Origin of the sequence: Phyllobacterium myrsinacearum, assembly GCF_014138285.1 — a bacterium.
Classification (GTDB): domain Bacteria; phylum Pseudomonadota; class Alphaproteobacteria; order Rhizobiales; family Rhizobiaceae; genus Phyllobacterium; species Phyllobacterium myrsinacearum_A.
This window is the reverse complement of record NZ_JACGXN010000002.1, coordinates 290624-303362: the sequence shown is the minus strand read 5'-3', so window position 1 is coordinate 303362 and position 12739 is coordinate 290624. Positions and strand designations below refer to the sequence as shown.

Genomic DNA, 12739 nt, shown 5'->3' with positions numbered 1-12739 from the left:
GGAACCTGAATGCATCTCCTACTCGCCCAGAAAGGCACCATCGCTGAAGGCACCGAGGCTATCGACCTCGGCCAGACGCCGGGAGATGTGTTGTTTCTCTCTGCTGCCGATACGGAGCTTGCCAGTCTGGCCTCCGCACGGCGGCAGGGCGACGGCGCGGTTTCGTTGCGCCTTGCCAACATGATGAGCCTGTCACACCCGATGTCCGTCGATGCCTATGTCGAGCGGACGGCGCGGCATGCCAGGCTGATTGTCATCAGGGTGATTGGCGGCGAGAGCTACTGGCCCTATGGTCTGGAGGCGCTGCATGCCTGCGCGGTCAATCACAAGGTAAAACTTGCGGTGCTGCCGGGTGACGACAAACCCGATCCGGGGCTCGACCGGTTTTCGACCATTGCCCGGCATGATCGCGATGCGCTCTGGCATTATCTGCTGGAGGGCGGGGCGCAGAATGCCCAGCGCTTCCTCGATTATTGTGCAGCACTGATTTCTTCGGGTGAAAAGCCGCAGGAAGCTGCTCCTCTGCTCAAGGCTGGGTTGTGGTGGCCCGGCAATTCAGCACCCTCTCTGGAAGAGATGCGCCATGACTGGACCGAAGGAGCGCCTGTCGTTGCGATCTGCTTCTACCGGGCGCTGGTGCAGAGCGGCCAGACGCAGCCGGTTGCGGCGCTCCTCGATGCGTTGCGTGTCAAGGGGCTCAATCCCCTGCCAGTGTTTGTCTCCAGTTTGAAAGACCCGGTTTCCATCGCGACGCTGGAGAGCATTTTTGCCGAAGCGCCGCCCGCCGTTGTTCTGAATGCCACTGGGTTTGCCGTGTCGGCACCGGGCTCCGCGCGCAAGCCGACCGTGCTTGAATATGATGGCGCAATGGTGCTGCAGGTCATCTTTTCCGGCTCCAGCGCCGAACAATGGCGTCTGTCGGATCAGGGGCTTTCCGCGCGCGATCTGGCGATGAACGTTGCCTTGCCCGAGGTGGATGGCCGGGTGCTGTCGCGTGCGGTCTCGTTCAAGTCGGCGCAGCATTTCGATGAGGCGGTGGAAGCCAATATCGTCATGCACGAACCGCAGGCGGATCGCGTGGCGTTCGTTGCCGAGCTGGCATCGAACTGGGCGCGCCTGCGCAGGAGCAAACCGAGTGAGCGCCGTGTTGCGCTTGTCATGGCCAACTATCCCAACCGGGACGGACGGCTTGGCAATGGCGTCGGGCTCGACACCCCTGCGGGTACATGGCAAGTGCTGAAATCCATGCGCGATGCCGGGTATGACATCGCCGATATGCCCGCCGACGGCGAAGCGCTGATCCGTCATCTGATGGCCGGGCCGACCAATGCGGCCAGTGACGGGCGCGACATCCGCGAGACGATTTCCCTGAATCAATACAACAGCTTCTTTCAATCGCTTCCCCAGGTGATTCAGGAGAAGGTGACGGCGCGCTGGGGCGCGCCGGATACTGATCCGTTCTTCCTCGATGCGGCGCGCGGCTTTGCGCTGCCGCTCAGCCGGTTCGGTTCGGTGCTGGTCGGCATTCAACCCGCGCGCGGTTACAATATCGATCCGAAGGACACCTATCATTCGCCGGATCTGGTGCCGCCGCATGGCTATCTCGCCTTCTATGCCTATCTGCGCGGTGTCTACGATGCGCATGCCATCGTGCATGTCGGCAAGCATGGCAATCTCGAATGGCTGCCGGGCAAATCGCTGGCGCTGTCGGAAACCTGTTTCCCCGAGGCTGTGCTGGGGCCGGTGCCGCATATCTATCCCTTTATCGTCAACGATCCGGGTGAGGGCACTCAGGCAAAACGCCGTTCCTCCGCCGTCATCATCGATCATCTGACGCCGCCGCTGACCCGAGCCGAAAGCTATGGGCCGCTGAAGGATCTCGAGGCGCTTGTCGACGAATATTACGAAGCATCCGGCGTTGATCCGCGCCGCCTCGTGCGCCTCAAGGTGCAGATCCTCGATCTGGTGCGCGATATCGGTCTCGACAGTGATGCGGGCATTCATGAACATGATCCTGACGATCTCGCCCTGCAGAAGCTTGATGCCTATCTCTGCGATCTCAAGGAAATGCAGATCCGCGATGGTCTGCACATCTTCGGCCTGTCGCCGGAGGGGCGACTGCTCACCGATCTGGTGGTTGCGCTGGCACGTGTGCCGCGCGGTTCGGGCGTCGGGGCTGATCAAAGCCTGCAGCGCGCCATTGCCGGTGATCTCGGCTTTGCCGGTTTCGATCCCCTGGATTGTGATATGGCCGCGCCTTGGAGCGCGGAACGGCCAGAAATTCTGAGCGCGGTCACGAACGAGCCATGGCGCATTGCCGGTGATACGGTGGAGCGCATCGAGTTGCTGGCGGCCAAGCTGGTGGCTGGTGAAATCACTTGCGCTGCTGAATGGCAGGCGACGCAAACGGTTCTGGACGGCATTCGCACCAATCTGCATCCGGCTGTGATGGCCTGCGGTGAGGCCGAAATGACCGGGCTCATGACGGCTCTGGATGGTCGCTTTGTGGCACCGGGACCATCAGGCGCGCCGACGCGCGGCCGCCCTGATGTTCTGCCGACCGGACGCAATTTCTTTTCCGTCGACAGTCGTGCCGTGCCGACACCCGCCGCATGGGAACTCGGGCAGAAATCGGCTGAGCTGTTGATCCGTCGCTATACGCAGGATCACGGGGAGTGGCCGACATCGCTGGGGCTGACCGCGTGGGGCACATCGAACATGCGCACCGGCGGCGATGATATTGCGCAGGCGCTGGCCCTGATCGGGGTCAAACCCGTCTGGGACATGGCTTCGCGGCGTGTCACGGGATACGAGATCATTTCGCCTGCCGTGCTTGGCCGTCCGCGCGTCGACGTGACCTTGCGCATATCCGGCTTTTTTCGCGATGCTTTCCCGGACCAGATTGCATTGTTCGACACGGCGGTGCGGGCGGTCGGCGCATTGCAGGAGGATGCGGAAGACAATCCCATCGCCCTGCGCATGCGCACCGAACAAGCACGGCTTGTGGCTGAGGGAGCCGATGAAAAGACGGCGAAGCAGCGGGCGGGTTTTCGCGTGTTTGGCTCAAAGCCCGGTGCCTATGGTGCCGGCCTGCAGACGCTGATTGACGAAAAGGCCTGGGACAAGCGCGACGATCTCGCCGAGGCGTGGCTGGTCTGGGGCGGCTATGCCTATGGCGCGGGTGAAGAGGGCAAGGCTGAGCGCGGTCTCTTGGAAGAGCGCCTGCGTAGCGTTCAGGCGGTGGTGCAGAATCAGGACAACCGCGAGCACGACCTGCTCGATTCCGATGACTATTATCAGTTCGAGGGCGGGATGTCGGCGGCGGTCGAGCAGCTGTCCGGCGAGCGCCCGACCATCTACCACAATGATCATTCGCGTCCCGAAAAGCCTGTCATCCGCACGCTCGATGAAGAAATCGGCCGTACCGTGCGCGGCCGTGTGACCAATCCGAAGTGGATCGCCGGGGTGATGCGCCATGGCTACAAGGGTGCCTTCGAAATGGCGGCGACGGTCGACTATCTCTTCGCCTTTGCCGCCACGACAGGCGCTGTCCGCAACCATCATTTCGAAGCGGTCTATCAGGCTTTCCTGATGGACGAGGACGTGCGGACATTCCTGAAAGACAAGAACCCGCATGCCCTGCGGGACATCGCCGAAAAGCTGGAGGAGGCCGTGGAGCGCGGCTTCTGGACCCCGCGCTCGAACTCGGCGCGTTATGAACTCGGCAAGCTTGCCGCCTGAGACAATGATTCGGAAGGAGACGCCAAATGGCTGAAAAATCAGAGAAACTGTTGAACCTGACCGAAGAGGAAGTCAACGCGCGCCACGCCGACAAGATGCGCAAGAAGAAGGTCGTACGCGACAAGATCCTCGCCACCAAGACCGATGAAAAAGGCTTGGTCATCGTCAATACTGGCAAGGGCAAGGGCAAGTCGACGGCGGGTTTCGGTGTTGTCTTCCGGGCGCTTGGTCACGGCATGAAGATCGGTGTGATCCAGTTCGTCAAGGGATCATGGGATACGGGCGAGCGCTGGGTTCTGGAAAAATTCCCGGAGCAGGTGACCATCTCTGCCATGGGCGAAGGGTTTACCTGGGAAACACAGGACCGCGCCCGTGATATTGCCATGGCAAGGGATGCGTGGGAACAGGCCAAGACAATGATCCTCGATGACGAAACGGATATTGTCCTGTGCGATGAACTGAACATCGCGCTGCGCTACGACTATCTGCCAGTTGAAGAAATCATCGATGTGCTCAAGCAGAAGCCGCATATGAAGCACGTGATCATCACGGGGCGGAATGCCAAGGATGAACTGATCGAGTTTGCGGATCTTGTCACGGAGATGGAAATGATCAAGCATCCGTTCCGTTCCGGTATCAAGGCGCAGAAGGGGATTGAATTCTGATGACGGCAACCTGGCAATTCTGGGCGGTTCTCTCCGCGATCTTTGCGGCTCTGACCGCCATTTTTGCCAAGGTCGGTATCGAGAACATCAATTCGGATTTTGCCACGCTGATCCGGACCTTCGTCATCATCGGTGCGCTTTGCCTGTTCCTGACCGTCAGCGGCCAGTGGCAGAGCCCTTCGACCATTTCAACCAAGACATGGACGTTCCTGATCCTGTCAGGTCTGGCAACGGGCGCGTCGTGGCTCGCCTATTTCCGCGCCCTGAAAATCGGTGATGCGGCGCGCGTTGCACCGATCGACAAACTGTCGGTCGTGATGGTGGCGATTTTCGGCGTTGCCTTTCTTGGCGAGAAGCTGTCGGGTCTGAACTGGCTCGGCGTGCTGCTGATCGGCGCCGGGGTTATTCTGCTCAGTTTCAAGTTTTAGAGCGTCGCGATCCACAGGCGGATCGGGTTACTGGGATCGAGCAGAAGCTTTACCGCAAGGGCAAGGCAGACGATGACCAGCAAGGGCTTGATGATCTTAGCGCCGTTCTTCATGGCCATGGCGGCGCCGACCCGCGCACCGATGAATTGCGCAACGCCCATGCACAGGCCGACCTTCCAGTTGATCACACCGAGAAAGGCAAACGTGACAAAACCGCCGAGATTTGAGGCGAGGTTGAGGAGCTTCGTATGGGCCGTGGCCTTGAGCAGGCCGTAACCGGCCAGCGACACAAAGCTAAGCATGAAAAAAGAACCGGCGCCCGGTCCGAACACGCCGTCATAAAATCCGATCAGCGGAACAATTGCCAGACCGAACAGGAACGGCGTCATCCGCTGCGCCCGGTCGATATCGCCCATGTTGGGTTTCAAGGCAAAATACAACGCGATGGCGATCAACAATACGGGCAGAAAAGCACGCAGGACATCACCGGGCAAGAAACCGGCGAGGAGTGCACCTGCGATAGCTCCGAGAAATGACATAAAAGCCGATGGAAGCTGTTTCTTCAGGTTCACATGGCCCTTTTGCGCATAGGCGATGGTTGCCGAAGTCGAGCCGAACAGAGATTGCAGCTTGTTGGTTCCCAATGATTCCACCGGCGAGAGACCGGCTAGGAGCAATGCCGGAACGGTGATCAGGCCTCCTCCTCCGGCTATGGAGTCAATGAAACCTGCGGCGAAGCCAGCAATGATCAGAAGGACGGGAATATTTTCGAAGAAGGCAGACATGGCGGGGAGACTCTTTGAGAATGCGCCGGACCATAGAGACAATTTCGGTTTTGGCGAGAGCATTTGCGCGCCGAGTCAATCCTCTTGTGCGAATCGCACTGTGGTGTGTTGTTTGCGCACTTGAATTCGGCCGCCCGGGCTGCGATCAATCGCAGGAACACTGTTTGGGGGTATAATGAGCGAGAGCATTTTTGATCGCATCACCGCATTTCTCGGCGCGAAAAGCGCTGTGCAGAAGGTGGCCGATGATCCGGTTCTGACGGCCGAACTGTTGCTTCTGCTGCATGTCGCTCTGGCGGACGGCAAGACCGAGAAGTCGGAATACGCGGCGATCCTGCGTATCGCCTCCAGTGATTTCGGCATTTCGCCAGACGAGTTCGGCGAAGTTGCCACCTATCTCAAGGACTTCGGCTATGAAACATCCAGCGAGCAGGCAGCGCTGGCTTTTGCCGATGTGCCTTTCGAACGGAAAGTGCTGCTGCTGCGCCACCTCCTTGCGATTGCCAATGCCGATGACGATCTTGATCCCAAGGAAGCAAACCTTATCCGCCGGACGGCGGATCTGCTTGGCGTGACACCGGAAGAGCTGCACAAACAGCATTGATGGTTGAGAAATCCGGCACTGTCTACACGCTTGGACTGGGTTGCGAGCGCGGGTGTGACCCGGATGAGCTCTTGACACTGGCCGTGACGGTTTTGCATGCGGCTGACATAACGCTCGGCGATCTGGCAGGCATCCATTCCCTTGATGCACGTGCGGGTGAACCGGCCATGGTTCTGCTGGCCGAGCGTTGGCAATTGCCTTTCATCTGCTTTGATGCTGCAACACTGGACAAAGGAACACCCCGGCTTGCCAATCCGTCGGAGCGGGTATTTGAGCTGACGGGCAGCCATGGTGTGGCAGAGGCAGCCGCACTTGCCGCTGCCGGACCGGATGGCCACCTGGTGGTTGGCAAGATAAAATCCGCCCATGCAACGGCTGCATTGGCAAGAAAGAGATAGACAATGACGGTTCACTTTATTGGCGCGGGGCCCGGCGCCCCCGATCTCATCACCGTGCGCGGTCTGAAGCTTATCCAGTCCTGCCCGGTCTGCCTGTATGCGGGATCACTGGTGCCGCCGGAAATGGTCGCTGAAGTGCCGGAGGGCGCGCGCGTTGTCGACACCTCTTCCCTGACGCTGGACGAGATCATCGCCGAGTTTGAGCGGGCGCATGCGGAAGGCAAGGACGTGGCGCGTGTGCACTCAGGTGATCCGTCGATCTATGGTGCGGTGGCGGAGCAGATGCGCCGCCTTGATGCGCTCGGCATTGATTATGACGTGACGCCCGGCGTGCCGGCTTTTGCCGCTGCCGCCGCCGCGCTGAAGAAGGAACTGACGGTTCCCGAGGTTTGCCAGACCATCATCCTCACCCGCACATCGATGAAGTCGTCAGCCATGCCCGAGGGTGAGGATCTGGTGACACTGGGCAAATCCGGTGCCACGCTGGTTATTCATCTTTCGATCCGCAATCTCCAGCGTATCGAGACCGACCTCGCGCCGCTCTATGGTGCGGATTGCCCTGTCATCGTAGCCTATCGCGTGGGGTGGCCCGATGAGCAGTTCATTCACGGAACATTGGCGGATATTGCCGGGAAAGTGCGGGAGTCGGGCCTGGCACGCTCGGCCATGATCTTTGTCGGCAAGGGTCTGTCAGCGGATGCGTTCCGTGATTCCGCGCTTTATCACAAGGATCACAGCCACACCTTGCGGTCACGGCCGGAGTAGATGGCATTCGGGGTGGATTATGCCGTTGCACCCCCTCCGCCCTGTCGGGCATCTCCCCCGCAAGGGGGGAGATCAGCCTTCATTAATATTTCGATCAGTTTTGAGACATTTCAGAATAAGTAAAAATGTTGATGTCGATGTGATCTCCCCCCCTTGCGGGGGGCGAAGGCGGGCGAGACCCGTGGCTCGCCCCGGTAGGGCGACAGCCCAGAGGGGGGTGAAAGTCTCATTATGCCTTGCAACTATCTCAACGTCTCCTCAACGAACTGCAGAACACCCGGTGTATCGGGCAGGGTATGGCTGGCAGGGCGGTACGGGCGTTCGATCATGATGACAGGCAGACCAAGTTCCCGCGCCGCGGCGATCTTGGCATAGGATGCGCCGCCGCCTGAGTTGCGGCACACGATGTGGGTGAGGCGTTTGCGGGTGAGAAACGCCGCCTCGTCATCCTTCTTGCCCGGCCTTGACAGTTCCAGTTCGAAATCAAACAGGTCAAGCGGCGCTTCCGGCGGATCGATCATGCGCACGACAAAGTGCACATCGTGTCTTCGGGAGAACGGCGCGATGTGCTGACGGCCGAGCGCCAGCAGTATCCGCGCCTTTGAGGGAATGGCGGATACAGCGTCTTCAATGCTGGTCACACTGGTCCAGCTATCGCCGGGCTTGCGCTGCCAGTCCGGCCGTTCCAGCCGGACAAAGGGAATGCCTGTCGCGTCCGCTGCAGCGAGCGCATTGTCTGATATCTGCGTGGCGAAGGGGTGGGTTGCATCGACGAGCAGTGCGATGTTTTCGCGGCGCAGATAGTCGGCAAGACCGTCCGCACCGCCAAAGCCGCCAATGCGCACTTCGCCCTCGATCTTGCCGGGATTGCTTGTCCGGCCCGCGAGGGAAGATATCGTGCGATAACCCATGGCGACAAGGGCAGAGGCGAGTTTGACCGCTTCCGCCGTTCCACCCAGAATGAGTACGGGACGATCAGAGGCGGGCAAGGATTACTCCCTTGCGGTCCGTCACGATCATTTCCACCTCGACAGGTGCACCCTTGAGGGTGGCAAGCGCCACGGTCTTGGCTTTTTCGGCGATGGATTTCGGCAGGTCGATACCAAACCCTTGAGTCATTTCAAGCACTTCCTGCGCGGTATTGGCATTCAGAATCCGGTCCCTCATGTTCTTGTCGAATCCGAGTTTTTCCGCTTCATCCGCCAGAAATTCCATGCTCACCTGACTGCGGGCGGAGTGGAGGTCAAGCGCGCCCTGTGCCAGCTTTGTCAGCTTGGCAAATCCACCCGCGATGGTCAGTTTGTCGATGGGGTGAACCCGCAGATATTTGAGTAGCCCCCCGGCGAAATCGCCCATGTCGAGGAGCGCGATGTCAGGCAGATCATAGATCGCCTGCGCCGCATCTTCCGAGGTCGAACCTGTGGCCGCCAGCACATGGGTGAGCCCGGCGGCGCGGGAAACGTCGATGCCGCGATGGATCGAGTGTATCCATGCGGCGCAGGAGAACGGATGGACAATACCTGTCGTGCCGAGAATGGAGATGCCGCCGACAATGCCCAGACGCGGGTTCCAGGTTCTCTTGGCCAGTTCCTCGCCTTCCGGCACGGAGATTGTCACGACGAGATCGGCGGGTAGATCGTACTGGGCGCAGATTTCCTCGCAGATCGCGGTCATCATAGCGCGCGGAACCGGATTGATGGCGGCTTCACCCGGCGGGATCGGCAGGCCCGGCAAGGTGACCGTTCCAACGCCGTCACCGGCGACAAACTGAATGCCGCTGCCGGGAGGCGCCGGGTAGACTGTGGAAATGATGGTGGCGCCATGGGTGACATCAGGGTCATCCCCGGCGTCCTTGACGATGCCGGCAATGGCGTAACCATCGCCGATTGATTCGAGTGCCAGGGGAAAATGCGGAACCTCGCCTTTCGGCAGGATGATGGCGACCGGATCGGGAAATTCGCCTGTTATCAACGCAATCAGAGCCGCCTTGGTTGCGGCAGTCGCGCAGGCGCCCGTTGTCCAGCCCCGGCGGAGGGGAGCAGGGTTGGCATCGTCTGGTTTTCGCAATCCGGCATCAGGTTCGTCGCTCATGCGCGTCTTATAGACCAGCTTGGGATAGAGTTGCATGATTTTTCCGATAAGTTCATGCTTGCGATGCGGAAAATTATGCTATGCGCGATACAACAGATACGGGGAGCGCGATGAGCGCAGTGACGTCAAAATTGCCGAAGTTCGAAGCCGGCCATGTCTGGCTTGTCGGGGCCGGGCCGGGTGATCCCGGTCTCCTGACGCTGCATGCGGTCAACGCTCTCGAACAGGCGGATGCCATTGTCTATGATGCGCTGGTCAACGAGGAATGCCTTGCCTTTGCCCGTCCGGATGCCGAACTGGAATATGCCGGCAAGCGCGGAGGCAAACCTTCGCCGCAGCAGCGCGATATCTCGCTGCGTCTGGTGGAACTGGCCAAGGCGGGCAAGCGGGTTCTGCGCCTGAAGGGCGGCGACCCCTTTGTTTTCGGCCGCGGCGGGGAGGAAGCGCTGACGCTGGTCGAGCATGGCATTCCGTTCCGCATCGTGCCTGGAATCACCGCCGGAATCGGCGGGCTTGCCTATGCGGGTATTCCGGTGACCCACCGCGAGACCAATCAGAGTGTGACCTTTCTGACCGGCCACGATGCAACCGGCCTGATTCCGGATACAATGGACTGGCAGAGCATCGCCAAGGGGTCATCCGTCATCGTCATGTACATGGCAATGAAACATATCGGTGTTATCGCCGCCAAACTGATGGCCGCGGGCCGCGCAAAAGACGAGCCGATGGCCTTTGTCTGCAACGCCACGACGGGCGAGCAGAAAGTGCTGGAAACGACGCTTGCAAAAGCCGAGCGAGACGTGGAAAAGGCGGGCCTGCGGCCGCCAGCCATCGTTGTCATCGGTGAGGTGGTACGCCTGCGCAATGCGCTTGACTGGCTGGGCGCTTTGGACGGCCGCGTCTTGCAGGTCGATCCGCTGGGAACGCGCCGCGAAAAGGATGCGGGATGAAAGGCTTTGTCATCGCCGCCCCGTCATCGGGAAGCGGCAAGACGACGGTGACGTTGGGATTGCTGCGCGCGCTGCGTGATCGCGGCGTGAAGACTGCGCCTGCGAAAGCCGGCCCCGATTATATCGATCCCGCCTATCACAGCGTTGCCAGCGATGTGCCCTGCATCAATCTCGATCCCTGGGCCATGCGGCCCGACCTGATCAGTGCTTTGGCCTCGCGCCATGCGGAAGGCGGCAAGACACTGGTTGTCGAGGGGATGATGGGACTGTTCGACGGTGCGCTGGATGGCACGGGCTCGGCGGCCGATCTTGCCGTGCATCTGTCGCTTCCGGTCATTCTGGTGCTGGACTGTGCAAAACAGTCGCATTCGATTGCAGCCGTGGTCAGCGGCTTCAGGGATTTCCGCCGCAATCTGATGATCGCCGGGCTGGTGCTCAATCGGGTCGGCAGTGCGCGGCACGAAGCAATGCTGCGTTCGGCGCTTCAACCCATCGGCATTCCAGTGCTCGGTGTCATTGCACGGGACCCGAAGCTGCATCTTCCGGAACGCCACCTCGGGCTGGTACAGGCGGGGGAACATTCCGAACTTGATGCCTTCATGACGCATGCGGGCGATGTCATGGGGGGGCAGATCGATCTGGCAGCGCTGCAGCAAATCGCGGGGCGTTTGGGCCCTGTTGCATCTATGGCCAATATCGCGCGGGTGCCGCCGCTCGGCCAGCGCATTGCGGTCGCACGCGACAATGCCTTTGCCTTTTCCTACCTGCACCTGCTTGATGGCTGGCGGCGACGCGGCGCGCAGATCAGTTTCTTTTCGCCGCTGAGTAATGAAGCCCCGGCAGCGGACAGTGACGCCATCTATCTGCCGGGCGGCTATCCCGAGCTTTATGCGGAACAACTGGCTGCCGCCGCCAATTTTGCCGGGAGTATCCGGGCTGCGGCGGCGCGTGGTGTTTCCGTCTACGGGGAGTGCGGCGGCTATATGGTGCTGGGTGAAAGCATCGAGGATGCCGCCGGGAAAACCCATGGCATGCTCGGCCTGCTGCCGCTGGAAACCAGTTTTGCCCAACGCCGGATACATCTGGGCTACCGGCGGGTTGAACCACTGGCCGCTTCACCATTCCCGTTTCTGTTCACCGCGCATGAATTCCACTATGCCAGCATTGTCCGTGAAGGGGATGCCGCGCGGCTGTTTCGTGTCCGTGATGCGTTGGGCGAGGATCTGGGCGAAGCGGGCCTCCGGGTTGGTTCCGTGTCGGGTTCCTACATGCATATGATTGATATGGCCGGATGATGCAGATTGAGCATGGCGGCGCGCTTGACCGCGCCATGAGCCGCTTCGGCGGACGGCGTGATGACTGGATTGACCTGTCCACCGGCATCAACCCGGAGGTTTTTCCTCTGCCGTCCATCGGTTCGGATGTGTGGAACCGTTTGCCGGATGAAAACCTGCTGGCATCGGCACTCGGTGCCGCCCGTAAATATTATGGCGCTTCGGCAGATGCAGGGATTGCCGCCGCACCGGGAACGCAGGCACTGATCCAGATCATGCCTGATCTGACGGATCACGGCGAAGTGGCGATCATCGGTCCGACCTATCAGGAACACCAGTCATCGTTCGGGCGCGCAGGCTGGAAAGTGACGTTGTGCGATGCCATCTCGGGTATTCCGCAGTCCGCCAAAGTTGTGGTGATCGTCAATCCCAACAATCCGGATGGGCGTATCGTTGCAAAGGACACATTGCTGGAGCTTGCGGGAACATTGCACGCCCGGGGCGGATTTCTGATCGTCGATGAGGCCTTTGCCGATCCGCACCCCGAAACCAGTATTGCGGCGCAGTGCGGGCGGGACGGCCTGATCGTGCTCAAGTCCTTCGGCAAGTATTTTGGCCTTGCGGGGTTGCGGCTTGGCTTCGCCCTGACCAACCCGGCGCTTGCGGGGAAACTGACAGAACGCATGGGGCCGTGGGCTGTGTCCGGCCCGGCGTTGGCGATCGCGAAACATGCCTTCAGCGATACAGCCACGCTCGCTGCCTTCAGGGACCGGCTGACCCATCGGCGCAGGTTGCTCTCCGATGTTTTTTCAAGGACAGGCCTGAAGGAAAGCGCCGGCACTGATCTGTTTGCGCTGGTCGGGCATGAACACGCCCACGCCCTGTTCGATGCCTTGTGCACGCAGCATGTGCTGGTGCGTAAATTTGCCTACGCGCCAAATTGGTTGCGCTTTGGCCTGCCATTGGATGAGAATGACGCAGAGACATTCCGCCAGCGCGCCATTATAGCAATAGACGCCATCAAGTTGATACTTTGAT

At 60.3% G+C, this 12739-nt stretch carries 12 protein-coding genes; 9 read left to right on the top strand and 3 right to left on the bottom strand.

Translation table 11 applies throughout. From position 1 onward, the window contains the following. The first annotated feature begins 9 nt into the window (after positions 1–9). From cobN to FHW16_RS11050, 3 genes are read left to right on the top strand one after another with little or no spacing between them, the layout of a single operon-like run. On the top strand, positions 10–3741 hold the full coding sequence (gene cobN / locus FHW16_RS11060) for a cobaltochelatase subunit CobN (protein ID WP_182549247.1): 3732 nt from the start codon (positions 10–12) through the stop codon (positions 3739–3741). Between the two features lie 26 nt (positions 3742–3767). Next, the gene (gene cobO, locus FHW16_RS11055) at positions 3768–4406 is read left to right on the top strand and encodes a cob(I)yrinic acid a,c-diamide adenosyltransferase (protein WP_182549246.1); all 639 of its coding nucleotides are present in this window, start codon (positions 3768–3770) and stop codon (positions 4404–4406) included. Continuing rightward, on the top strand, positions 4406–4834 hold the full coding sequence (locus tag FHW16_RS11050) for an EamA family transporter (RefSeq protein WP_182549245.1): 429 nt from the start codon (positions 4406–4408) through the stop codon (positions 4832–4834). Before cobO ends, FHW16_RS11050 begins: the two co-directional genes overlap by 1 nt. On the opposite strand, the gene FHW16_RS11045 is transcribed toward FHW16_RS11050, so the two are convergent. Continuing rightward, a complete protein-coding gene (locus FHW16_RS11045; RefSeq protein ID WP_182549244.1) occupies positions 4831–5619 on the bottom strand; it encodes a TSUP family transporter in 789 nt (262 codons plus the stop codon). The two genes, FHW16_RS11050 and FHW16_RS11045, sit on opposite strands and share 4 nt — an antisense overlap. Positions 5620–5794: 175 nt before the next feature. Between FHW16_RS11045 and FHW16_RS11040 the strand changes: the two genes are divergently transcribed. From FHW16_RS11040 to cobM, 3 genes are read left to right on the top strand one after another with little or no spacing between them, the layout of a single operon-like run. Next, on the top strand, positions 5795–6223 hold the full coding sequence (locus tag FHW16_RS11040) for a TerB family tellurite resistance protein (RefSeq protein ID WP_182549243.1): 429 nt from the start codon (positions 5795–5797) through the stop codon (positions 6221–6223). Further along, positions 6223–6621: a cobalamin biosynthesis protein gene (locus tag FHW16_RS11035; RefSeq protein WP_182549242.1), complete on the top strand. Its 399-nt coding sequence runs from the start codon at positions 6223–6225 to the stop codon at positions 6619–6621. The genes FHW16_RS11040 and FHW16_RS11035 overlap by 1 nt, the downstream gene beginning before the upstream one ends. A gap of 3 nt (positions 6622–6624) precedes the next feature. Beyond that, positions 6625–7386 carry a precorrin-4 C(11)-methyltransferase gene (gene cobM, locus FHW16_RS11030; protein ID WP_182549241.1) on the top strand — a complete coding sequence of 254 codons (762 nt, stop codon included), beginning with the start codon at positions 6625–6627 and terminating at the stop codon, positions 7384–7386. A 242-nt stretch (positions 7387–7628) separates the two neighbouring features. Here the strand turns inward: cobM and FHW16_RS11025 are convergent, their stop codons facing one another. Both FHW16_RS11025 and FHW16_RS11020 read right to left on the bottom strand, forming a co-directional pair. Next, the gene (locus FHW16_RS11025; RefSeq protein ID WP_182549240.1) at positions 7629–8375 is read right to left on the bottom strand and encodes a cobalt-precorrin-6A reductase; all 747 of its coding nucleotides are present in this window, start codon (positions 8373–8375) and stop codon (positions 7629–7631) included. Next, entirely contained in the window at positions 8362–9477 is a 1116-nt protein-coding gene (locus tag FHW16_RS11020) for a cobalt-precorrin-5B (C(1))-methyltransferase (RefSeq protein ID WP_182549499.1), read from the bottom strand. The genes FHW16_RS11025 and FHW16_RS11020 overlap by 14 nt, the downstream gene beginning before the upstream one ends. A 110-nt stretch (positions 9478–9587) precedes the next feature. Between FHW16_RS11020 and cobA the strand changes: the two genes are divergently transcribed. The 3 genes from cobA to cobD are packed head-to-tail and all read left to right on the top strand — an operon-like array spanning position 9588 to position 12738. Continuing rightward, complete coding sequence (gene cobA, locus FHW16_RS11015; protein WP_182549498.1) at positions 9588–10427, top strand: uroporphyrinogen-III C-methyltransferase; 840 nt, start codon at positions 9588–9590, stop codon at positions 10425–10427. Continuing rightward, positions 10424–11722 carry a cobyrinate a,c-diamide synthase gene (locus FHW16_RS11010; protein ID WP_182549239.1) on the top strand — a complete coding sequence of 433 codons (1299 nt, stop codon included), beginning with the start codon at positions 10424–10426 and terminating at the stop codon, positions 11720–11722. Before cobA ends, FHW16_RS11010 begins: the two co-directional genes overlap by 4 nt. Next, positions 11722–12738: a threonine-phosphate decarboxylase CobD gene (gene cobD / locus FHW16_RS11005; RefSeq protein WP_182549497.1), complete on the top strand. Its 1017-nt coding sequence runs from the start codon at positions 11722–11724 to the stop codon at positions 12736–12738. The genes FHW16_RS11010 and cobD overlap by 1 nt, the downstream gene beginning before the upstream one ends. Position 12739 lies beyond the last annotated feature (1 nt).